Source organism: Peribacillus sp. N1 (genome assembly GCF_054600815.1).
Genome location: NZ_BAAHZO010000005.1, coordinates 239,371 through 261,034 on the forward strand (window position 1 = coordinate 239,371; position 21,664 = coordinate 261,034).

Genomic DNA, 21,664 nt, shown 5'->3' on the forward strand with positions numbered 1-21,664 from the left:
AGCCTCTAAATGGGTAGAGATGTACCCATGACAAGATCGGTACCCCTCTCAAATCATAAAAGGGGCAGAGAGCCTCCTCAATCCATCTTCCATTTGTTTTTTTGCATCTTTCATCATGCCATCAAGTAATTCCTTTACCGTGGGTATATCGTCAATCAATCCGGCAACCTGGCCGCTGTTCATAAAACCATTGTTAACATCCCCGTTCATCGCGCCATTAATATGATGGACCTCAGAGGTCATTTCACGATAATTCACAGGAGACAGCCCCTGTTTTTCCAAATCAAGGACTTTCTCGGTATATGGATCCTTCAATACCCTTCTGACCTGGCCAAACGTTCTGCCCAAAATTACCGTATCATTGCCCATCGCTTCGATTAGTTTCTGTTTATATGACGGATGGAACGGTGCCTCTTGTGTAGCGATCAGCCTGGTTCCCAATTGGACTCCTGAAGCCCCCAGCATCAATGCCGCTGCCAAACCCTGTCCATTGCCTATTCCGCCAGCTGCCAAAACCGGGAGCGTCACATGCTTGCTGATTTGCGGAATGAGTGTAAAGGTCGTCATTTCCAGGTTCGAATTGATGCCGGCAGCCTCAAACCCTTCTGCGACCAACACATCAGCCCCTGCTGCTTGCGCTTTTTGCGCGTGCTTGACCGACGCAACGATGGCAATCACTTTTATATTCTTTTTTTGCAATAGCGGAATGAAAGGGGCAGGATTTCCTGCAGATAAGGAAACTACAGGTATTTCATGCTTCAGGACAAGATTCACTAACTCATCTGTATATGGACTAACATTTATTGGAATGTTCAACGCGAAATTGTTATTGGTTTTATCTTTGGTTTCGAGAATGATGTCTTCCACCTGTTCAGGATTCATGGTACCGCACCCTATTGTCCCAAGTCCTCCTGCATTGGATACTGCAGCCGCAAGACTTGCATTGCTTATATTCCCCATGCCGCCTTGTATAATGGGATATTTTATCGCAAAAAGTTCACAAATATATTTCACTTTCATCCCTCCCTGTCAATTTAATGTTATACTATATTCATTAGAAAAACAATTCTGACTTTTCAAAAAGGAGCGAGACTATGATTATTCCGTACAATAATAAAAAACCATCCATTGATGATACTGTTTTCGTGGCACCCGGCGCTCATTTAATCGGTGATGTTTCGATTGGGAAAGACTCGACCATTTGGTTTAATTCCGTACTGCGCGGTGATGAAGATTCAATTACAATAGGAGAAAAATGCAGTATACAAGATAATTCCACCATTCATTTATTCGAAGGATGCCCAGTTGTCATTGAAGACGAAGTGACGGTTGGTCACAATGTCATCCTGCATGGCTGTAAAATAGGCAAACGCTCCATTATCGGTATGGGATCAACGATATTGGATAATGTAGAGATTGGCGAAGAATGCATCGTCGGAGCGAACACATTGATTTCCTCTGGCAAAATCATACCTCCACGTTCACTGGTTATTGGTTCCCCGGGGAAAGTGGTTCGCAGATTGAATGATAAAGATCTTGAATTGATCCAACTTTCAATCGATACATATGTTCAAAAAGGAAAAGACTTCAAAGGGATACTTGATTAATTAAAAGCAAGAGTCGAAAATGATAATGTGAAAAGAGCCTCGGCAAGTCGTAGTTAACGACTGGCTGAAGCTCTTTTTCACTTAATGATCAGTGGATGGTCCTTGGCATCATAGGTTTCATCTTTCCGGCATAAATCATTGTTTTCCTGAAATACGCTTTCAAAAAAACGGCTTGCTGGTTCAGCCAAGACTTGATAATACTGGCTAAATAAAAGAGCAGCATGATTGCCATTCCACTTTGAAGGCAGAAGTTCCTTTGGCAGGCCCGGATCGATAAATAAAAATTTACGGTATTCATGCACCAAGTTCGTTCGTTCCACAAAACAATCAGCATCGGACATTTCGCCCCTGCTAATGATGCTTTGATGAACGATGAATTGTTTGCTGTATTTCTCGATGAATTCTTCATATTTATTTTCAATCTCTTCTAAATGCCAGCTCTTCTCGACAAGCGATTGGTTTTCCTTTGGACCTTTGTACTCCGAAATGAAAAAATCAACATATTCATCTATGTCATATTTCTCGATCAAGCGATTGATTTGTTTCTCCAAATCATTAGGGGAAATCCAGCAACCACTTGAAAAACTGCCAAACCCGCTCCATAATAATTCTTTACGGAGATCATCTCGTAATTGCCGCTTATCTTCAGGGATCGTGTACATTAAGATACGCCATTTACCGTCCCATTCATTCGGTTTCATCTTATATATGCGGTTGGCCGCTTCATCCATTCTCTGCACACCGCGATCAGTCAAAAAGTAATAGCTTTTATTTCCCTGCTTCTCCGACTGAATCCACCCTTGCTTGACCATTCGTGAAACGGCTACACGAACACCCTGCTCATTATGGCCGAATTCCTTTAACAAACGAATTAAACTGCCTATCCAGATCTTACTTCCATAGTTACGGATATAATCGCCGTATATCGTAAAAATCATGGATTGTGTATTAGTACCTATCCTTCTCACCTCGTCCTAACATTGTTACTGTTTTCACACGGAAGACATAATAATTATTATATCTTTTTAAAATGAAAGCGCAATATCATTCACCAGTAAACCGTGCTTTTCTCCGTTCACTAAATGCCAGCAGCGCTTCCGATCTGTCTTGAGTCGGGATAGTCAATTCATAGGCTTTACCTTCTATGGCCATTCCGGTTTGCAAGTCCGTATTCATTCCTTGGTCAATCGCATATTTGGCTTGTTTGACTGCAATCGGCCCGTTTTTCATGATATTGGCTGCCAATTCTCCACAAGCTGACATTAGTTGATCCCTTGGCACGACCTTCAAAAGGATCCCTAATTGACATGCCTCTTCTGCAGTCAATTTTTTAGCAGTGAAAATCAATTCCTTCGCTTTCATTTCCCCAATCAATCTCGGCAGCCGCTGTGTACCGCCTGCCCCAGGAATAATGGCCCAGCTAGTTTCAGTGAGCCCCATAGAAACACCTTCGGCTGCAATTGCAAAGTCACATGAAAGCATCCATTCAAATCCTCCCCCCAATGCATATCCATTGACGGCGGCTATCGTTGGCTGCGGAAGCCCTGCGATACTATTAAAAACATCACGAATCGCTTTCACGTTCCTTCTTACTTCCGCATCATTCAAAGACTTTCTTTCTTTCAAATCCGCACCCGCGCTGAATGCTTTTTCCCCAGCACCGGTGAAAATGACGACACGGATATTGCCGTCATAATAAACTGCATCGATGACTTCCTGAAGTTCACAAAGTGTCCCATAGTCGAAGCAGTTCAATACGTCGGGCCGATTGACTGTTATATAGCCGATTTGATTTATCACTTCATAAATAACCTTGGACATGAGGCACCTCCCCTTAATTTGTCTCGATATTTTCTATAATTGCCGATATGCCTTGGCCAACGCCTACACACATCGTCGCAAGACCATAGCGTACTTTCCGCTTTTTCATTTCGTGGACAAGTGTTGTTAAAATACGCGCCCCGCTTGCACCGAGGGGATGGCCAAACGCTATTGCCCCGCCATTGACATTCACTTTCTCCTGATCCAATTTCAACTGGCGGATGCACTCCAAGGATTGGGAAGCGAATGCTTCATTCAATTCCACTAGCCCGATGTCTTCAATCGTCAAGCTTGCCCTCTCCAATGCCTTTTTAGTGGCATGAATCGGACCAAGGCCCATAATGGACGGTTCTAAGCCCGCTACCGCCCCTACAACATATTTGGCCAGAGGCTTCAATCCAAGCTCCCGTGCTTTTTCTGCACTCATCAAAAGTAATGCCGAGGCTCCATCATTTACACCTGAAGCATTACCGGCCGTTACGGTGCCGCCTTTAAAGATCGGTTTGAGTTTTTCCAACTTTTCGATGGTCGTGTCAGGACGAGGGTGTTCATCCTTCTCGATAATGACCTCATTCCCTTTACGATCCGTATATCGAACAGGTACGATTTCAGTAATGAAACGCTCATTTTCCACTGCTTTTTTCGCTCTTTGCTGGCTTTGATATGCGAATTGATCTTGGTCCTCCCTTGAAACCGAAAAACGCAGGGCGACGTTTTCAGCCGTTTGAGGCATGGAATCCGCACCATACATTTCTTTAAGTTTCTCATTCGTGAAACGCCATCCGATCGTTGTATCCTGAAGCTCCATTGAACCCCGAGGAAATTCACTCTCAGGTTTGGCCATGACGTACGGCGCCCTTGTCATGCTTTCAGTACCGCCTGCGATATAAATATCGCCTTCACCAACTGCAATGGAGCGTGCAGCATACATGACGGCATCCAATCCGGATCCACATAAGCGATTTATTGTCGTTCCACCTACATTTACCGGAAGACCAGCTAAAAGGGCGGACATCCGGGCCACATCGCGATTATCCTCTCCGGCTTGATTTGCATTCCCGAAGATGACATCCTCAATTTGATCTGGCGGCAGCTCTGGATTGCGATCGGTCAGCGCCTTGATTACAATTGCACCTAGGTCATCCGGTCGAACGCTTTTCAATGCGCCTTTATATCTTCCGATTGGTGTTCTCACAGCATCAATGATCACAACATCCTTCATTTCCTCACCAGCTCGCCGTCTTTTGTATAATCGTACACACCTTTACCTGATTTACGGCCGAGCCTGCCAGCTTTAACATACTGTTCAAGGAGGGGAGCCGGGCGGTATTTCTCACCAAGCTTACTATGTAAGTATTTTAAATTATTCAATCGGGCATCCAGTCCCACCAAATCACCTAGCTCAAATGGACCCATTGGGTAATTCAGCCCTAACTTTATTGCCTTATCGATTTCCTCTGGTGTGCCTAAACCTTCTTGAAGCATAAAGAAGGCTTCATTTCCTACCAAACAGCTGATCCTGCTGGTTACAAACCCAGGGAATTCATTTATGACCACTGTTTCTTTTCCCATTTTTCCGGCTACCTCTTTTATTACGGCTGCCGTTTCATCGCTGGTTTCAAGTCCACGTACAATTTCAACGAGCGGCATCTTTTGTACAGGATTGAAAAAATGCATGGCAATCGTTTTTTCGGGACGTTTTCCATAAGAACCAATTTCCGTCGGGCTCATCGTGGACGTATTGGTTGCAAAATAACAGTCTTCTTTTGCATGGACTTCAATCGTTTCAAAGACTGCCCTCTTAATTTCCGCCTTTTCAGGAACTGCCTCTATGATCAAGTCGGCATATGCTGCTGATTCTTTCAAATTGGAAGAATAGGAAAATCTGCTTTTTGCAGCTGCCGCTTCTTCCTGAGTGATTTTTTGATAGCGCACACCCTTCTCAAAAATGGCATCTATCTCGTTTCTTGCACTTTCCAAAGCATCCTGATTCACATCCACCAGCACTACATTAAAGCCCCCTGTTGCTCCTACATAAGCTATTCCCCTGCCCATGACACCAGATCCGACAATCACTAGATTTCTAATCATTCGTTCATTCCTCCTTCAAAAATAAATAGGGCTGGCTGCGGATGAATCAGATCAGCATTCATCCATACCTGAATTACTTTTCCGACATACCGTTCAGCCAGCCGCCTATTTTATGTTTTATTAAATTCCAAAGGGATTTAAGGGACGGCTTCCATGATAGGAAATGATGCTTTTCGTTTCTGTATAAAGATCAAGTGTCTCAATACAAAGTTCCCTGCCGAATCCTGATTGCTTATACCCTCCGAAAGGTGTTCCAGGAAATGCGGAGAATGGGCAATTCACCATGACGATTCCCGCTTCTATTTGATTGGCGACTCTAGTCGCACGCCCGCCGTCTTTTGTCCAGAGGGCTGAACCCAAACCGAATTCCGTATCATTCGCGAGTCTCACGGCTTCTTTTTCATCTTTGAATTTCATTATGACAACGACCGGCCCGAATATTTCCTCTTTCACAACATCCATATCATGATTGACATTCGCAATGACCGTCGGTTCATACCAATAACCGTTTTCGAAGCCTTCGATGACCGCTGGCTTTCCTCCTGTAAGGATTTTCGCTCCATCAGTAATGGCAGATTGTACATAATTGTCGATGACATCCAATTGCCCTTGATCTATGACTGCACCGACGTGTGTTTCTTTATCGAGCGGATTGCCCAATTTCAATTTTTTCGTTTTTTCTACGAATCTGGCAACGAACTCATCATATATGTCTTCGTGAACGTATAAACGGGATCTGGCTTCGCAAGACTGCCCAGTATTGTAGAAAATGCCATATAATGATCCATCGATAGCCGCTTCAAGGTCTGCATCCTCAAAAACAATATTAGGGGACTTACCGCCAAGCTCCAATGTCACCCTCTTTAATGTCTGTGAAGCTTTGCCCATGAGATCCCTGCCGATTGGCGTAGAACCCGTGAAGGCTACCTTATTCACTTTCGGATGTTCGACAAGGTAATTCCCTACGTCAGATCCAGGTCCTGGAATGATGTTGACCACGCCGGAAGGAACACCAGCTTCTAAACAGATTTCACCTAATACAATGGCAGTCAGCGGCGTTAACGAAGCTGGCTTAACAATGACCGAACAGCCGACTGCGATTGCAGGTGCAATTTTCCACGCAGCCATCATCATAGGGTAATTCCAAGGGATGATTTGAGCACAAACCCCTACTGGCTCCTTTTCCGTATAATTATGGAATTGACCAGGAACATTATTGACCGATCCGCGATGTGCAACTAAAGCTCCTGCATAAAACTCGAAATCTTCAATTGCCTGCATGACTTGGCCTTGAGCTGCAGAGATGGATTTGCCGCTGTTCAGGACCTCCAATTCAACCAATTCATTAAAGCGTGAACGCATGATCGCTGCAATTTTGTTCAAAACACGAGACCGTTTGTTAATCGGTGTCCTCTTCCATTTCCCGTTATCAAATGCTTCACGTGCTGCTTGAACAGCCTTTTCTGCATCTTCCTTGGTCGCCTTTGCAACCTTGGCAATGATTTCACCTGTTGCAGGATTATACGCATCAATCGTGGAACCATCCGAGCTTTCCACTCTTTCTCCATTAATGATCAGATGATAATAATCACGCTTCATTTCCGCTTTTTCAAATGCCGCCTCTTGTACTCTAACCATGTAATCCCACTCCCTTTTCTATATTACTTGCCTATGAATTGAGCTTTCCTTTTTTCAGTGAATGCTGCCACACCTTCTGCATAATCTTTCGTTAAGCCAGCAATTCGCTGCCCCTCCGCTTCTTCTTTTAAGTATTCTTCCAATGAAAGGTGATAGGACGCCTCTAAGTATCTTTTGATTAAACCGATCGCTTTCGTTGGTTTGTTTGCGATATTCTCTGCAAAGGCTTTCAATTCCTCGTTCCATTCCTCCAAAACGATCACTTTTGTAGCGAGTCCGATATTTTTCGCCTCGCTAGCCGTAACCTTTTCCCCCAATAAAGATAATTCCAAGGCTTTCGCATGACCAACGATCCGCGAAAGGTAATACAGATTCCCCGAATCAGGAATCAACCCGATATTGACAAAAGCATTTAAAAAGCTGGCTTTTTCAGAAACAAGCCGAAAATCGCATGCCAGCGCCAGGCTGAAGCCAGCACCTGCAGCCACTCCATTGACTGCGGCAATGATCGGTTTTTCACAGTTTGCTATTTGCTGCATCATCGGACCGTAGTCTTCGCGCAGCTTTTGGCCTAAATTCATGCCCTCATCAACATCCGATAAATCCTGACCCGAACAAAAGGCCCTGCCTTCCCCAGTAATGATAATGGCCCGCACTTCATCTGACCCCGCAGATATTTTGATCGCTTTCTGTATTTCCTTATTCATTTGGGACGTAAAGGCATTTAGTTTTTCAGGACGGTTCAAAGTAAGCCATGCCACTCCATTTCCAACCCTATATTTGATGGTTTCGTACATAGAGCACCCCTTATCCGCCTGTAAAATCCGGCTCTCTTTTTTCTACAAATGCTTTCATTCCTTCTTTTTGGTCCTCTGATGCAAAAAGAATATAGAAGTTCTTCCGTTCAAATTGCATGCCCTCATATAAGGTGTAATCAACGGCTTTATTGACGGATTCTTTAATCAGCCTTACAGCTAACGGGGGTTGCTTTGCTATCTTCCTGGCAAAATCAACCGTTTCTTCCATTAACAATTCAGGTGCCACGATCTTATTGATGAAACCATATTGCAGAGCTGTCTTTGCCTTTATCCTTTCAGCCGTCAACATCCATTCAAGTGCCTTTGTCTTGCCTACCAATTTCGTCAATCTTTGGGTTCCTCCCGCACCAGGCATGACCCCTAGTGTCACTTCTGGAAAGGAAAACTGGGTATCGCTGGCGGCAATCAGGAAATCACAGGATAAAGCAAGTTCAAAACCACCGCCGAATACAAAACTTTTCACCGCACCAATCACAGGCTTTTTGACTAGGCTTATTCGGTCCCAATCGGCAAATTGGTTCGTTAACTCCATACTGATTGGATTGTCGTTCACCATCTCGTCAATATCAGCTCCAGCGGAAAATGCTTTTCCATTACCCGATAGCAAGATCACCTTCACTTGCGGGTCCCGGTCGAATTCTTCCATGGTTAAAACTATTTCCCTCACCATTTTCCTGTTAAGGGCATTCAGTTGCTGCGGCCGATTTAAAGAGATATAACCAATGCCATCCGCGATTGACGTTTCAATGAATTGAAGCGCATTCATTTTATTTCTTCGCCGATCATCATCGTTACAAGTTTCCCCGCAAAGCCCATTAAGTCTTTCCCTGATGCTTTGCCCTCAGGAGAACGCATTCCTTTTTGCAGTGCATCATGGTCTTCATAATACATTTCACATAGAATGTGATACTCAGAGTCTTTGCCCATCGGTGTCCCGACTATTTTAGTGACCTCCATTTTTTGAAGACCAGGAATTTTTTCCGTTATCGGACCATGTACATTGAAGTAGTGCTCATCGAATTCTTCCTTGTTTTCAGGTTGTTTATAAAGGGCGATTAGTTTTACCATTTTAGAAAACCTCCATTTTATTAGATTATTTTTATCATCGGTTTCATCGCTTCGAACGGATTTTTACATGCCTTACAATATAAAATGCTGCGGCAGGCCGTTGGACCGAAGATATTTTCCATCGTGACATATGTCGATTCACAATATGGGCAATCCACATGCCATGATCCATCACTTTTCATTTGTCGGGGAGGAGGGGAGATTCCGAAAACCTTCAATCCCGCTTTCCCCTTTTCCGTAATTCGATCAGATGTCCAGGAAGGGGAACGTAAAAATTCCACACTTACATTTTTTACGGCAGGCAGCTGTCGAAGGGCTGTTTCCACATTTTTTTGAATGATCGACAATGCCGGGCACCCAAGAAAAGTTGGCAGCATTTTTACCGAAACGTCCTGGCCCGAAACCGTCACGTCTTCGACCATCCCTAAATCCAGAATACTTACTGTATCGATTTCGGGATCTTTAACGTCTTCCAGGAGCCTATATATTTCTTCTGTGTTTAACTGTACGGTCGCCATGGTACCCCTCCCCTTTCTATTGATTCACCATGAAGCTGCTTTATCGCTTGCGTATACTTCGCTTAACGTTTCTAGCGCCTTTTCCAAATCTTCCGTATGCTGGCCATTACGACCATCACCTCTTGCCATCCCTATTTGAATCGTTGTTGCCAAGCCGACACTTTCAAAAATTGGTGTGATGACCTCGATCCATTTTTTCTGTAAAACAGCTTCGCCCTCTATCAAGCCGAGCTCAACCATTTCCTCTCCATATTGTCCAAGTGAAAATACGCCAGCAAAATCGGGCATTGTTTTCCCGATTGCCGCTTTCATTCTCGAAACCGCTTCCAAGTGACCAGATCCCAGCAATTGGACGAACCATGTTTTCCAGTGCATCAAATGATAGTAAAGTTCCATCTGTACCTTTTGTGCCACTTCAGCAAGCGGTTCATATGAACTTGAATGAAGGGATTGAACCTTAATCGCTTTGGCTTGGGTATAAAAATAATTTCGCACTACCGCAAACGCCCAATCATAATCCGGGTCTTTCATATAGTAACCAGGACCATTGACCAATTCGAGAATGATCGCGTTGCGCCGTTCCTTGGCGGGACGGTCATGAGCAAGCTTATCAGCATCCCCTTCACCGAGTTCTTCAAGTAATTTATAATATATTGCGGCATGCCCCATCGTGTCTTGAGATATCGAAGCGGATGCAACATCTTCCTCGATATGCGGTGCAAGTCCCAACCATTCTGCACCACGGTATGAATGGATGAAGTCATCGTCAGCCAGTTGAAGCAGCAATTCCTTGATTGCGATGCCCTTCAATGATTCATTCTTCATTTTTCACACCTCCAGCCCAAGACATTATCTCTTTTTCATCGAGCATTCCCTGCTCATACTTCCGCCATTTTTTCTTTAAATACCCGTATCCTTTTGTGGTCCTGTAGTCTTTATTATCGATACGTTGAAGCGTTTTCTTTTCCTCGGCCGTCATTTTCCGTATATTCTGTCTTTTCACGACCCAGATATCATCAACCGCTTCACGTCTCATGAAGTTTTCTTGTGCCATCATGATGGCGATATCCTCATTCGGGGCCAGCAGGCTGAAGTGATATTGAACGGGTGATGATTGCGTTTTACGGCTAAATACTTCAAATTCTTCAAAGTAATTCCCTTGCCTAGTTTCCATATCGTCCTTCCCCCTCCCTTAGATGACCTTGGGCGCCAATGCCTCACGTACCCATTTATTATTTTCATAAGAAATTCTTCGAAGACTTAAGCGATCCTGCGAACGGGGACCTTCATTCCTTGCGAACACCTTCAATTTCCCCCAATCGGGTTGTTGGTAAATCCAGGTTTCGGATGCTTTGTCAAACCTAAGTGTTTCATCTGGAATGCTGAAGCCAAGTGAAAGGATCCGCTTCACATATTTAGAAAAAAAGGCTTGTCGAAGTTGTTCATTCGTACTGGTTCTGATTCTGTACTTAATCGTTATATCCTGTTTGGATGTGCCCACTTCATTCTTACTGGGAGGTCCAAAGAAAAGTAATAAAGATTCCCACCAATAATTGATGGAGTCTTGAACCAATTTCCTTTGTTCTTCCGTCCCCTCAGCCAAAGCCATGATTATCGCTTCACCATGCTGGGCGTGAAAAACTTCTTCCGCGCAAATCCTCTGTAATGCCCTGGCATAAGGTCCGTATGAGGCGCCAAGCATGTTCGTCTGGGAAATGATGGCTGCACCATCAACAAGCCAGCCAATCAATCCAGCATCGCCCCAGGATTTGGCTTCCATATGGAAAACATTATGAAACTTTAAATCTCCTTTAAACAAATCTTGCATTAGGTCATCCCGTTTTTTACTGTAAGGCCTTAGCAGATCCTCGGCGACTCGAAGCAATAATTGCCCATGCCCCATTTCATCCTGCACCTTTGCCATGATTCCAAGTTTTCTATTTAAGGTCGGGGCTTTAGGTACCCATTCCTTTTCTGGAAGCGCCCCCATGATTTCACTGATTCCATGCATCGATATTAACTTGATTAAAGTGCCCCGGTATTCTTCCGGCATCCAATCATCCGCCTCTATCTTTTCTCCCGCTTCTATTCTGGCAATGAATTGATTTAGCTTTTCTTCTCCTGCCATATCATTTAAAAGAACGTTCATCCAAATCACCTCTTTTTATAATATAACGTTTATATAACGTTATTATATTTTACTGTTATATTTAATGCAAGACTATTCTGTCTTTTTTCGAAATAAAAGGAAATTATCTGGGTTTCTTTGAATCTTTTAATCCACTAAAACTTTAAAGGGCGAGGTTTCCACTTTGATTGAATCTGTCGGACAACCTTCCACTGCATCATCCAGATCATCAAATAAACCTTCCGCGACCTCTGCAGTTCCTTCATTTTCATCCAGGATGACAAATGCCACTCCCTCATCATTGTAATCAAAGATTTCAGGTGCAGCCGCACCGCATGCACCGCAAGCAATGCAAGTTTCTTGATCCACAACTGTATATTTTGACAAGAGGCCCTCCTCCTTCTCCATTTCATGATTGGCTCCATCTTCTCTTCCATTAAGAGATAAACCCATATTTAACCACGATTGCATCCGCTTTATGTATCGCGTTTACTTGTTCGATTTCTTCAGCTCACTTATTCCAATCGTACGGTAATTTAGCAGGAAAGAACTGAACGATAGAATCGTCCGGTTTCAACATCCATATTCATGAGCATGGAATTTATAAACGAATGACTTCATCCTTCCGCTTATCAACGACACGAATCGCTTTTCCTTCTGAACGGGGAATGCTTTTTGGGATGTTGACAACAATATCCATCGTTACAAGACATGCGGATTTCAAATGATGCTGTATCGTTTTCCTTAATATCTCTACATTCCCATGCGTTAAGTCTTCTTCAATCTCCCTGTAGAAACCGCTTTCAATTTCAATGTGCAGTTCAACACCGTCCATATTTCCCTTCTTAACGAGATGAATCTGATAGTGTGGCACAATTCCCTCCATTTGGAATAGCACACGCTCTATTTCAGATGGAAACACATTCACTCCCCTGACTATGATCATATCATCCGTTCTGCCCTTAACACGGGACATTCTAGTTGTCGTACGCCCGCATTTACACGGTTCATGTGTAATTGAGGCGATATCACCTGTACGGTAACGAATGATTGGCAGCGCTTCCTTTGTAAGGCTGGTAAAGACAAGTTCCCCATCTTCGCCGTCCTTAACCGGTTCAAGCGTGTCCGGGTTAATGACCTCGACAAGGAAATGGTCTTCTGCGATATGCAGTCCATCCTGTGCTTCATGACATTCAATCGCAACTCCCGGCCCCATGATTTCACTTAATCCGTAAATATCGATGGCTTTCAATTTCAGTTTCCTCTCAAGTGTTGCCCTCATTGCCTCCGACCATGGCTCAGCTCCGAAAATCCCATACTCAAGCCCATTATCAGCAGGATCAATTCCCATCTCTTCCATCTTTTCAGCGATATTCAAAATATAAGTAGGGGTTCCGCAAATGCCTCGCGGTTTAAAGTCATTGATGATCGTAATCTGCCTATCGGTATTCCCCCCTGAAATGGGTACTGTCGCAACTCCCAGCTTTTCTGCCCCGCAATGCAAGCCCAGGCCCCCTGTAAACAGACCATATCCATATGCGTTATGGAAAATATCTGACTTGCGACCTCCTGCAGCTACAATTCCACGTGCGACGATTGTTGCCCAATTTTCCAAATCATTTTTCGTATACCCGACAATTGTAGGCTTTCCGCTCGTTCCGGATGAACCATGAATGCGTGTTACATCCTCCATCGGAACGGCAAATAAACCGAATGGATACTGATCACGAAGCGTCTGTTTTTTTGTAAATGGAAGCTTTATCACATCGTTTAGAGTTTGAATATCTTCTGGTTCCAGGCCCATCTCTCTAAACTTTTCTCTGTAATAAGGTACATTTTCATATACATGGCTAATCGTTTTTTTAAGGCGTGCCATTTGTAAACTTTCCATTTCAGCACGTGAAGCCGTTTCAACTTCCGGATTGTACATTGTTTCAGTCCCCCTCAATTTTACTATTGTCCCACCTAACATACATAACGGTTATAAAACGGATATTAAATTATTGTTATGATTTATTTCAAGATTAATACGTCATTTCTACGTTGTCAATAATGTTTTTATAATTCAGATAAAATGACCGAATAGACAAAATACTAATTTACTAAATTTTCAGACTATGTTAATTTTAACAATGATATATCATTTTATCAAACAATCGTTTTAAAAACGTACTACACAAAAAGGGGGCTTACTATGGAATCACAGGCTAAAAACGGCCATTCACCATCAGGACATGACAACGGAAATAAGTATCGTCAATTAATTGAAACGGAAGAATTCAAGTATTTGCTTCAAAAGAAAAAAGCTTTCATCCTACCTGTCACTCTCTTCTTTCTTGCTTTTTATTTTGTTCTGCCTATTTTAGCCGCTTATAGCGAAGTGTTGAAGGGTGAAGCTTTTTTTAATATTACTTGGGCTTGGGTATATGCACTTCTCCAATTCGCTGTCGTATGGTTAGGGGGAATTGTCTATATCAAAAAAGCAGAGAAATACGACAAGATGGCTAAAAATATCTTGAATAAATATGAGAAGGAGCTTGGCGAATGAGCATTTTATCCCTCACGCTTTTTTTGGGCATCATCTTGTTAACGCTTACAATAACCTATTACTCTTCTAAGAAGACGAAAAATGCCAGCGATTTTTATACGGCCGGCGGCGGATTGACAGCATGGCAGAATGGATTGGCCGTAGCAGGTGACTTTATGTCAGCCGCATCCTTCCTGGGAATTACGGGTGCAATCGCACTGATTGGTTTTGATGGCTTTTATATGAGCATCGGGAACCTTGTGGCCTTTCTTGTCTTATTGTATCTTGTATCGGAACCACTTCGCAATCTAGGTAAGTTTACGCTGGCAGACATGATTTCAGCACGCTTCAAATCAAAAAAAGTGCGAGGGATAGCTGCTGCTAACACACTTGTCATTTCAATCTTTTACATGATTGCCCAACTTGTAGGTGCAGGAGGATTAATTAAACTCTTGCTCGGCATCGATTATTGGCTATCAGTTCTTCTTGTCGGTGTACTGATGACGATTTATGTGATTTTCGGCGGGATGAGAGCGACAAGTTGGGTGCAGATCACGAAAGCGGTTCTATTGCTAGGCGGTTCCGCTGTATTGACGTTCATCGTTTTTTCCCGTTTTAATTTCAACATTTCAGAGATGTTCCAACATGTACAAACTGCAACACCGCTCGGAAAGGAATTTTTGAATCCAGGAAATAAATACACCGATGGACTCGACATGATTTCATTTAATATGTCGCTTGTCCTTGGAGCAGCAGGCCTTCCGCATTTACTCGTCCGCTTCTTTACAGTAAAGGACGCAGCTACTGCAAGGAAATCCGTCGTATATTCCACATGGTTTATAGGGGTATTTTTCATCATGACGATTTTCCTTGGTTTCGGCGCTGCATCTTTCGTCGGGTTTGAGCGGATCATCGAAGCAAACTCGGCTGGAAACATGGCCGCGCCCCTTCTTGCATTAACCATGGGCGGGGAATTTTTATTCGCATTCGTTTCTGCTGTGGCATTTGCCACGATTTTAGCGGTTGTATCCGGCCTTGTTTTAACGTCGGCATCGGCTTTTGCACATGATGTATACGGTGAAATCATCAAGGAAGGAAATATTACGGAAAAACAGCAAATACTCGTTGCCCGAATGGCTTCTGTCGGAGTAGCGGTCATTTCGATTTTACTTGCTTTATTTGCTCAATCAATGAATGTCGCTTTTCTTTCAGTCCTTGCGCTTGGAATTGCTGCCAGTGCCAATTTACCGATCATTCTTTGCACAATATATTGGAAACGCTTCAACGCAACCGGAGCGATCACCGGAATGTCATTCGGGTTACTCAGCTCCATCATACTGGTCATGCTCAGTCCCAATGTATGGAATCCGGAACCTGGGATGGGGATTTTCACTGGTGATCCCCTCTTCTCGATGAGCAACCCGACCATTTTCACCGTACCGCTCGGCTTTATTGGAGCTTATTTAGGTACAATACTGTCAAAAGCAAAAGATGAAGAAAACGGTTTTGCTGAAGTACTGTTCAAATCAAACACCGGATATGGGATAAGTTCAGCAAAAGACCATTAAGAAGGAGGATTTCCATGACCACACATTTAGATCAGGATATTCACGAATTGCATTACGATCAAATCAAACAAGTACTGGTCGACGAACCATACGCTTCTTTTCTAGGGATGAAATTGACGAAACTCGGTCCCGGGACAGCTGAAGCAGAATTGATTCCAAGTGACCACATGCTAAATAGCCATGGAACCGTTCACGGTGCCATCATCTTTTCACTTGCTGATTACGTGTTCGCCGCAGCCAGTAATTCATATGGCAAAATTGCGGTTGGCGTTTCAAACAACATCAACTTCTTATCAGCTGGCAAACGGGGTGAGACTTTAACTGCCAGAGCGGAAGAAATAAAGAAAAACCATAAACTGGCCTGGTATAAAATAGACGTGTCAAATGAAAGGGAATTGATTGCAACCATGGAAGCGATGGTATACAGGAAAAATCAATATTTCGTCGACCAAGTTGAATAAGTAACACTTGAAACCGGACGAGCAATCAACTTGTCCGGTTTATTTTCCCCTTGTTTTGCCCATGATACATACATTAAACTAATAAAAAGGGGATTCCCGATTTGGAATCCCCCTCCCTTATTTTAAAACCCTTCTTCCTAGCTATTGGCCGGAATACTGGAATCTATCACTTTTAGCCACTCCCCACGCTCCCTTTCACTGATTACATCAGTCTCGTAAACTATTTTCCCTCTATTCATGGTAGCCGTGATTTGGCAAGGAAAGGTATGGCCCATATAAACGCTTTGCTTATGTTTCGCGAAAAATTTCGTTTCCGAAACTTCATGCGTACCATTAAGGGAAACGATGGCAAGGTCTGCATCCTTCCCTACCTCGATTTGTCCTTTTCTAGAGGAGAGACCGAACCTTTTTGCCGGGGCTGAAGCTGTCCACTCAGCGACCTTATGAAGCGGGATACCATGTAAAACAGCCAACTCAATCATCGACATCAACGAAAATTGCCCCCCGCTTATTCCGCCCCACGCTTCAAAAATATTATGTATGGCAGGATCTTTCAGCTCAAAAGGGCATGGTGAGTGGTCGGAAGAAATCATATCGAATTTCCCTTCCATTAAACGGGTAATCAATCTTTCTTGTTCTTCCCTTTCCCTTAGTGGGGGAGCACATTTTGCAACCGCGCCTTTTTCTATTAAATCATCCTGATTGAATAATAAATAATGCGGACACGTCTCGACCGTCACATCCAGCCCCTTCTGTTTGGCCGATTCAATTTTTTCGATGGCCAAACTACTGCTAATATGGACAAAGTGCAGCGGACAGCCCGTTAACTCTGCATATGTAATGGCACGCTCCACAGCCTCCGCTTCCGCTTGCACAGGTCTTGTAGCTGCATAATCATTCGCACTGAATAGTCCATCCTTCTCTTTTTCCCGCTTGAACCACTGAGTGATCGGATCACTTTCCGCATGAAGGGCCAAGACCTTTCCCAATTCCGCTATTTTCTTCATTCCATGTAAAAGGGTGAAATCATCTGCCCGTTCAAACTCCTCATTTCCCGTCGCTGATAGAAATGCCTTAAATCCGATGACTCCGGATTTGGCGAGATCCTCTAAATCATCGATATTTCCCGGGACCAGCCCTCCCCATAATCCAAAGTCTATAACCGACTTCATCTCACCGAGATTGCCCTTTTCAAGGAGGGCCTTTCGATCAATCGTTGAAGGGATTCCATTCAATGGCATATCGAAATATGTGGTGCAGCCTCCCGCTGCCATCATTTGCGATCCTGTTTCAAAGCCCTCCCAATGGGCGCGGCCAGGTTCGCTAAAATGCACATGGACATCAATCATACCAGGAAAGATATGCTGGCCATCCGCTTCATACTCTGCATAACCATTGCCATCCAGGATATCCCCAATCTTAACAATCACCCCATCCTGGATGGCAAGATCAGCTTTCTTCACTCCATCAGGAAAAACTACATATCCATTGCGGATAATAAGATCATATATTGACATATGGACCACTCCCCCAAAATAGTTTTATAATCAAAGAGATCCCCTTGATGCAGCCACTTTCTCCGTCTTTCCCACATACACATCCAGTGCAGCCTGCAAAGCCTCTCCCCGATTAACTTGGAACCCCTGGCGCAAAAGGACAGCTTCCAAGGAGGCCAATACAAAGAGGATGTTTTCTTTCCTGCAACTGAATCCCATGGTCCCGATCCTCCAGATTTTGCCGTGAAGCGGACCAAACGAGGAAGCGATTTCGATACCAAATTCATTCAACAGCATGGCTCTTACAGCTTCACCGTCGATTCCGTTTGGAATTTCGATGCAAGTTACACACGGAAGTTTGTTTTTCCCATCCCCGAATAACGTTAGCCCCATTGCCTTGATCCCTTCAACGAGAGCAGCTTCGTGGAGTTCATGACGGGCAAAGCGCGTTTCCAGACCTTCTTCAAGCACAAGGCGCAACCCTTCACGTAACGCATAAATCATGGAGGTCGCTTCTGTATGGTGATTCAAGCGGCGCGGTCCCCAATAATCCTGCAGCATGCTTAAATCGAAATAATTACTGGTGATCGGACGGCGGAGCGAAACCTTTTGGTTATCTTCATCCGTCGCAATACCACGTTCCACCTTTTTGCGGGACTGGATGATTTCTTCTATTCTCTCATTATACGTAATCGGTGCCATACCTGAAGGAACTGACAAGCATTTTTGTGTCCCTCCTATCAACCCATCAATACACCATTCATCCACCTTAACATCGGTGCCCCCGATCGAGGCAACCGCATCCACCACAAGCAGGACACCCAATTCTCGGCAGGCCAACCCGATTTCCTTCAAAGGCTGCATACAACCTGTGGAAGTTTCCCCATGAACGATTGCTGTTATTTTTGGGGAGACTTTCTTGATTTCCGCGATGACAGCTTGCGGTTCGAACACCTCTCCCCAAGGACATTCCATCGTATGGACTTCAGCTCCGTATCGCTCACAGATTTCGACCAACAAATGACCGAATCTACCGAATATGGGAACCAGAACCTTATCTCCCGGCTCAATGATGCTGCATAGAATCGCTTCATTACCCGATCTTGAGGTGCCATCGATAGGGAATGCCCATTTATTTTTCGTTTGAAAAACCAAACGCAGCATTTCCATCACTTCATTCATGATTGTAGTGAATGCAGGATCGAATTGCCCTAATATCGGTGTGCTCATCGCCCTTAAAACACGCGGATCCACTTCGACCGGTCCTGGTGTCATGATCGTTCTCATCGGTGCATTCAATTCTGAATATGCCATTTTCCCCAACCCCTTTAATAGGCTAATTTATATAGTATTTCACTTAAAACGTCGATTCCCTTTTCCATATCCACAACACTCGTAAACTCCTTAGGCGAATGGCTGATCCCCCCCTTACTTGGAACGAACAGCAAGCAAGTCGGACAAAACGAACCAAATACTTGTGCATCATGGCCGGCTCCGCTGACCATATCTTGGTATGGTATATTTTTATCTTTAGCTACCTTTCGGACAAGGCCATTCATTTCCCGATCCATCGCAACCGGTTTGACATCCATCCATTGTGAAACCTCCAGCTTCATTTCAGCTTTCTTTGCCAAGGAATCGAAAGTCGAAAAGATTTCCTTACAAAACCTTTCAAGAACCTCTTCCTCGTGATGCCTGATATCGAGACTGAGCTCCACTTCACCAGCAATGACATTCGGAACATTAGGTTTAACATCCATTCTCCCAACAGTCGCAACTAAACCCGGGTCCATACCCATCGCTTTTTTCGTTAAAAAAGAAATGAATTCCGAAGCAAAACCGACAGCATCCTTCCTGTATGACATGGGAGTGGTGCCCGCATGATCACTCTCACCCATGATTTTAACCGTATAACGGCGCTGCCCGACAATATGGCTGACGACCCCAATTGCATTCTCATTCTTTTCAAGCACCATCCCCTGTTCTACATGAATTTCGACGAACCGTTCAATATCATCGCGGACCGGGGTTTTATAGGCTCCAGGTTCAAACCCTGACTTTTTCATGGCTTCCAAAAAAGGAATTCCTTCTGTATCTTTTAAATCCCTGACATGCTCAAGACCATAGACTCCTTTAATATTCCTCGACCCCCAAAACGTTAAGGGAAATCTGCTTCCTTCCTCCTCACAAAAGGAAACGACTTCAATCGTCTTTCGCGGCGCCCCATAGGCTTTATACAACCTCTTAACTGCCAGGAAACTAGCGATGACCCCATATGCGCCGTCATATTTCCCCCCATCCTTGACCGTGTCTATATGAGAACCGGTCAGAATGATTCCACCTGAGAGATCCCTTCCCTCAAGCCTGCCAAACAAGTTGCCTACACTATCAAAATATGTACTGAGGTTTTCTTTTTCCATCTCAGCTTTCATTGCCTGCTGAGCGCTCATCCATTCCTTGGAATATAATAACCGGGTCACCCCATTACTCTCCGTTGCCCCGAAAGATGCCAACCATTCTATCATCGACGCAACATCATCCTTTTCATCTATGAATTTTTCGATTTGAATGCCCATCACATCGCTTCCCTTCTCAATATCCATTCATGTTATGAATATTCACAAATTTATGTTATCTATTATTTTACTTGCTTTCACATTTAACTTCATTGACAATTCTGTTAGTATTCCGGTGTTTTTTTGTGCAAAATAACCAACTGAAAACAAGCCAACAAAAGAAGAGGGCGCCCATTAAACCGGACACCCTCTTTTTATCAACTTGTATAATTCGAGCCTAAGCCCAATTCCCTCAATAGCTGACGATAAGCGATCGACGTCTTATCTGCCGCGATATGTGCTTCCGCTTGCAAATCAAGAGGCAGCTCCTCCGGCTTTTGATTTTCCACCATTTCCTTATCTTCATTGAAAATCTGCAAGTTGAATTCATAAGTATCTTCAACCGGGGCATCTAAATCAAAGTTACGGGCCATCGGTGAAAACATTCTTGTCTTTCGTGCCGAAACCGGACTGGCACAGTTCAAGATGTGAAGTTTCCCATCCTCCGGGAAATGGACAGTAAGCCTGGCCGCCAGCGGTGGATAGATATCAAAAACACGCAGCCACTCAAAGTGGGCAGGTTCTAAATGCCGCATGCCTTTTCCGTAATTACTGACGGAACTTAAGTATTCCACATGGAGGCCATATTCCGTTTTTTCCACCTTATAACTAGGAACGATAGGATTGTTACGATCAGCGAAGCTTTCCGAATGAACCCAAGCAAAGTGGGACACATCCAAAAAACCTTCCATCTGCCGACCGGCTGAACCGGCAATGTCTATGGATGGCGGCAGGATGTTCAAATATGCCTCATCATCCCAGGCCGGCAACTTTGGAATATCCTCTTTATCGCTCGCAATCGAAGTCCAAATCAAGCCGTAGCGCTCAACCGCGGGATAAATATTAATGCAAAGACGCGGGGATATTTTAGCGTTGGGATGTGCAGGTATCCCCGTACAATTCCCTTCCGGGCCATATCTAAAACCGTGGTAAGGGCATACGATATCATCACCATCCACCCATCCCATGCTTAATGGCACACCACGATGCAGACAAAGGTCCCTCGCAACGATAATCTTCCCATTGGCCCGATAAAGGACAAGGTGCACATCCAGAAGTTTAATGCCTATCGGTTTTTCCGATATTTCCTCGACTGCCGCCACAGGAAACCAGTATTGCGATAATACATCCCAGTCCCCTTTGCTGAATGTGCATTCTTTCGGAAACGGCGTTACTCTTTTTTTCTTACTGGAAGCAACTGTGCCTTCACTCATTTTATCGTCTCCCTTATCCTCACGTTATTTTTTATAAATATTAACAAAATTAAAATAACATGTCACCAACGATGTTATAAAACCTAACATAAAA

Annotated in this window: 23 protein-coding genes; 4 read left to right on the forward strand and 19 right to left on the reverse strand. The window is 44.0% G+C overall.

Annotated features, from left to right (window positions below; all coding sequences use genetic code 11):
- Window positions 1–48: 48 nt before the first annotated feature.
- Window positions 49–1,014 (reverse strand): NAD(P)H-dependent flavin oxidoreductase, encoded by a 966-nt coding sequence (locus ACYP5M_RS19675; protein WP_459735421.1) that lies wholly within the window; start codon window positions 1,012–1,014, stop codon window positions 49–51.
- A gap of 80 nt (window positions 1,015–1,094) precedes the next feature.
- Between ACYP5M_RS19675 and ACYP5M_RS19680 the strand changes: the two genes are divergently transcribed.
- Window positions 1,095–1,607 carry a gamma carbonic anhydrase family protein gene (locus tag ACYP5M_RS19680; protein WP_034314889.1) on the forward strand — a complete coding sequence of 171 codons (513 nt, stop codon included), beginning with the start codon at window positions 1,095–1,097 and terminating at the stop codon, window positions 1,605–1,607.
- 77 nt (window positions 1,608–1,684) lie between these two features.
- On the opposite strand, the gene paaX is transcribed toward ACYP5M_RS19680, so the two are convergent.
- The 14 genes from paaX to ACYP5M_RS19750 form a co-directional block, all read right to left on the reverse strand.
- On the reverse strand, window positions 1,685–2,566 hold the full coding sequence (paaX, locus tag ACYP5M_RS19685) for a phenylacetic acid degradation operon negative regulatory protein PaaX (RefSeq protein ID WP_096339984.1): 882 nt from the start codon (window positions 2,564–2,566) through the stop codon (window positions 1,685–1,687).
- Window positions 2,567–2,651: 85 nt separating this feature from the next.
- On the reverse strand, window positions 2,652–3,428 hold the full coding sequence (locus ACYP5M_RS19690) for an enoyl-CoA hydratase-related protein (protein ID WP_230177282.1): 777 nt from the start codon (window positions 3,426–3,428) through the stop codon (window positions 2,652–2,654).
- A 13-nt stretch (window positions 3,429–3,441) separates the two neighbouring features.
- Window positions 3,442–4,650: an acetyl-CoA C-acyltransferase gene (locus ACYP5M_RS19695; protein ID WP_101224266.1), complete on the reverse strand. Its 1,209-nt coding sequence runs from the start codon at window positions 4,648–4,650 to the stop codon at window positions 3,442–3,444.
- Window positions 4,647–5,519 carry a 3-hydroxyacyl-CoA dehydrogenase gene (locus ACYP5M_RS19700; protein ID WP_230177278.1) on the reverse strand — a complete coding sequence of 291 codons (873 nt, stop codon included), beginning with the start codon at window positions 5,517–5,519 and terminating at the stop codon, window positions 4,647–4,649. Before ACYP5M_RS19700 ends, ACYP5M_RS19695 begins: the two co-directional genes overlap by 4 nt.
- Before the next feature lie 120 nt (window positions 5,520–5,639).
- Entirely contained in the window at window positions 5,640–7,157 is a 1,518-nt protein-coding gene (locus ACYP5M_RS19705) for an aldehyde dehydrogenase family protein (protein WP_230177277.1), read from the reverse strand.
- A gap of 23 nt (window positions 7,158–7,180) precedes the next feature.
- On the reverse strand, window positions 7,181–7,954 hold the full coding sequence (locus ACYP5M_RS19710) for an enoyl-CoA hydratase-related protein (protein ID WP_459735422.1): 774 nt from the start codon (window positions 7,952–7,954) through the stop codon (window positions 7,181–7,183).
- Between the two features lie 10 nt (window positions 7,955–7,964).
- Complete coding sequence (locus ACYP5M_RS19715) at window positions 7,965–8,741, reverse strand: enoyl-CoA hydratase/isomerase family protein (RefSeq protein WP_260356843.1); 777 nt, start codon at window positions 8,739–8,741, stop codon at window positions 7,965–7,967.
- A complete protein-coding gene (locus ACYP5M_RS19720) occupies window positions 8,738–9,043 on the reverse strand; it encodes an EthD family reductase (protein ID WP_098372584.1) in 306 nt (101 codons plus the stop codon). The genes ACYP5M_RS19715 and ACYP5M_RS19720 overlap by 4 nt, the downstream gene beginning before the upstream one ends.
- Before the next feature lie 20 nt (window positions 9,044–9,063).
- Window positions 9,064–9,561, reverse strand: a complete 498-nt coding sequence (gene paaD, locus ACYP5M_RS19725) for a 1,2-phenylacetyl-CoA epoxidase subunit PaaD (RefSeq protein WP_101224271.1) — start codon at window positions 9,559–9,561, stop codon at window positions 9,064–9,066.
- Window positions 9,562–9,585: 24 nt separating this feature from the next.
- On the reverse strand, window positions 9,586–10,386 hold the full coding sequence (paaC, locus tag ACYP5M_RS19730) for a 1,2-phenylacetyl-CoA epoxidase subunit PaaC (protein ID WP_434168771.1): 801 nt from the start codon (window positions 10,384–10,386) through the stop codon (window positions 9,586–9,588).
- Window positions 10,376–10,735 (reverse strand): 1,2-phenylacetyl-CoA epoxidase subunit PaaB, encoded by a 360-nt coding sequence (gene paaB / locus ACYP5M_RS19735; RefSeq protein WP_101224273.1) that lies wholly within the window; start codon window positions 10,733–10,735, stop codon window positions 10,376–10,378. Before paaB ends, paaC begins: the two co-directional genes overlap by 11 nt.
- An 18-nt stretch (window positions 10,736–10,753) precedes the next feature.
- A complete protein-coding gene (gene paaA, locus ACYP5M_RS19740; protein WP_101224274.1) occupies window positions 10,754–11,710 on the reverse strand; it encodes a 1,2-phenylacetyl-CoA epoxidase subunit PaaA in 957 nt (318 codons plus the stop codon).
- A 126-nt stretch (window positions 11,711–11,836) separates the two neighbouring features.
- Entirely contained in the window at window positions 11,837–12,076 is a 240-nt protein-coding gene (locus ACYP5M_RS19745; protein ID WP_048678740.1) for a ferredoxin, read from the reverse strand.
- A gap of 214 nt (window positions 12,077–12,290) precedes the next feature.
- Entirely contained in the window at window positions 12,291–13,619 is a 1,329-nt protein-coding gene (locus tag ACYP5M_RS19750) for a phenylacetate--CoA ligase family protein (protein WP_260356840.1), read from the reverse strand.
- Between the two features lie 264 nt (window positions 13,620–13,883).
- Here ACYP5M_RS19750 and ACYP5M_RS19755 point away from each other — a divergent pair, with 264 nt between their 5' ends.
- Genes ACYP5M_RS19755 through ACYP5M_RS19765 form a run of 3 tightly spaced genes read left to right on the forward strand, consistent with a single transcriptional unit; the run spans window position 13,884 to window position 16,245 of the window.
- The gene (locus ACYP5M_RS19755; protein WP_434168770.1) at window positions 13,884–14,237 is read left to right on the forward strand and encodes a DUF485 domain-containing protein; all 354 of its coding nucleotides are present in this window, start codon (window positions 13,884–13,886) and stop codon (window positions 14,235–14,237) included.
- Window positions 14,234–15,784: a solute symporter family protein gene (locus ACYP5M_RS19760; RefSeq protein WP_459735423.1), complete on the forward strand. Its 1,551-nt coding sequence runs from the start codon at window positions 14,234–14,236 to the stop codon at window positions 15,782–15,784. The genes ACYP5M_RS19755 and ACYP5M_RS19760 overlap by 4 nt, the downstream gene beginning before the upstream one ends.
- A 14-nt stretch (window positions 15,785–15,798) precedes the next feature.
- Window positions 15,799–16,245 carry a PaaI family thioesterase gene (locus ACYP5M_RS19765; RefSeq protein ID WP_101224278.1) on the forward strand — a complete coding sequence of 149 codons (447 nt, stop codon included), beginning with the start codon at window positions 15,799–15,801 and terminating at the stop codon, window positions 16,243–16,245.
- A gap of 137 nt (window positions 16,246–16,382) precedes the next feature.
- On the opposite strand, the gene ACYP5M_RS19770 is transcribed toward ACYP5M_RS19765, so the two are convergent.
- From ACYP5M_RS19770 to ACYP5M_RS19785, 4 genes are all read right to left on the reverse strand, one after another.
- The gene (locus ACYP5M_RS19770; protein WP_459735424.1) at window positions 16,383–17,762 is read right to left on the reverse strand and encodes an allantoinase; all 1,380 of its coding nucleotides are present in this window, start codon (window positions 17,760–17,762) and stop codon (window positions 16,383–16,385) included.
- A gap of 30 nt (window positions 17,763–17,792) precedes the next feature.
- Complete coding sequence (locus ACYP5M_RS19775) at window positions 17,793–19,055, reverse strand: pyridoxal-phosphate-dependent aminotransferase family protein (RefSeq protein ID WP_101224280.1); 1,263 nt, start codon at window positions 19,053–19,055, stop codon at window positions 17,793–17,795.
- Window positions 19,056–19,069: 14 nt separating this feature from the next.
- A complete protein-coding gene (gene allC / locus ACYP5M_RS19780; protein WP_434168768.1) occupies window positions 19,070–20,317 on the reverse strand; it encodes an allantoate deiminase in 1,248 nt (415 codons plus the stop codon).
- A gap of 197 nt (window positions 20,318–20,514) precedes the next feature.
- The gene (locus tag ACYP5M_RS19785; RefSeq protein ID WP_434168767.1) at window positions 20,515–21,570 is read right to left on the reverse strand and encodes a Rieske 2Fe-2S domain-containing protein; all 1,056 of its coding nucleotides are present in this window, start codon (window positions 21,568–21,570) and stop codon (window positions 20,515–20,517) included.
- Window positions 21,571–21,664 lie beyond the last annotated feature (94 nt).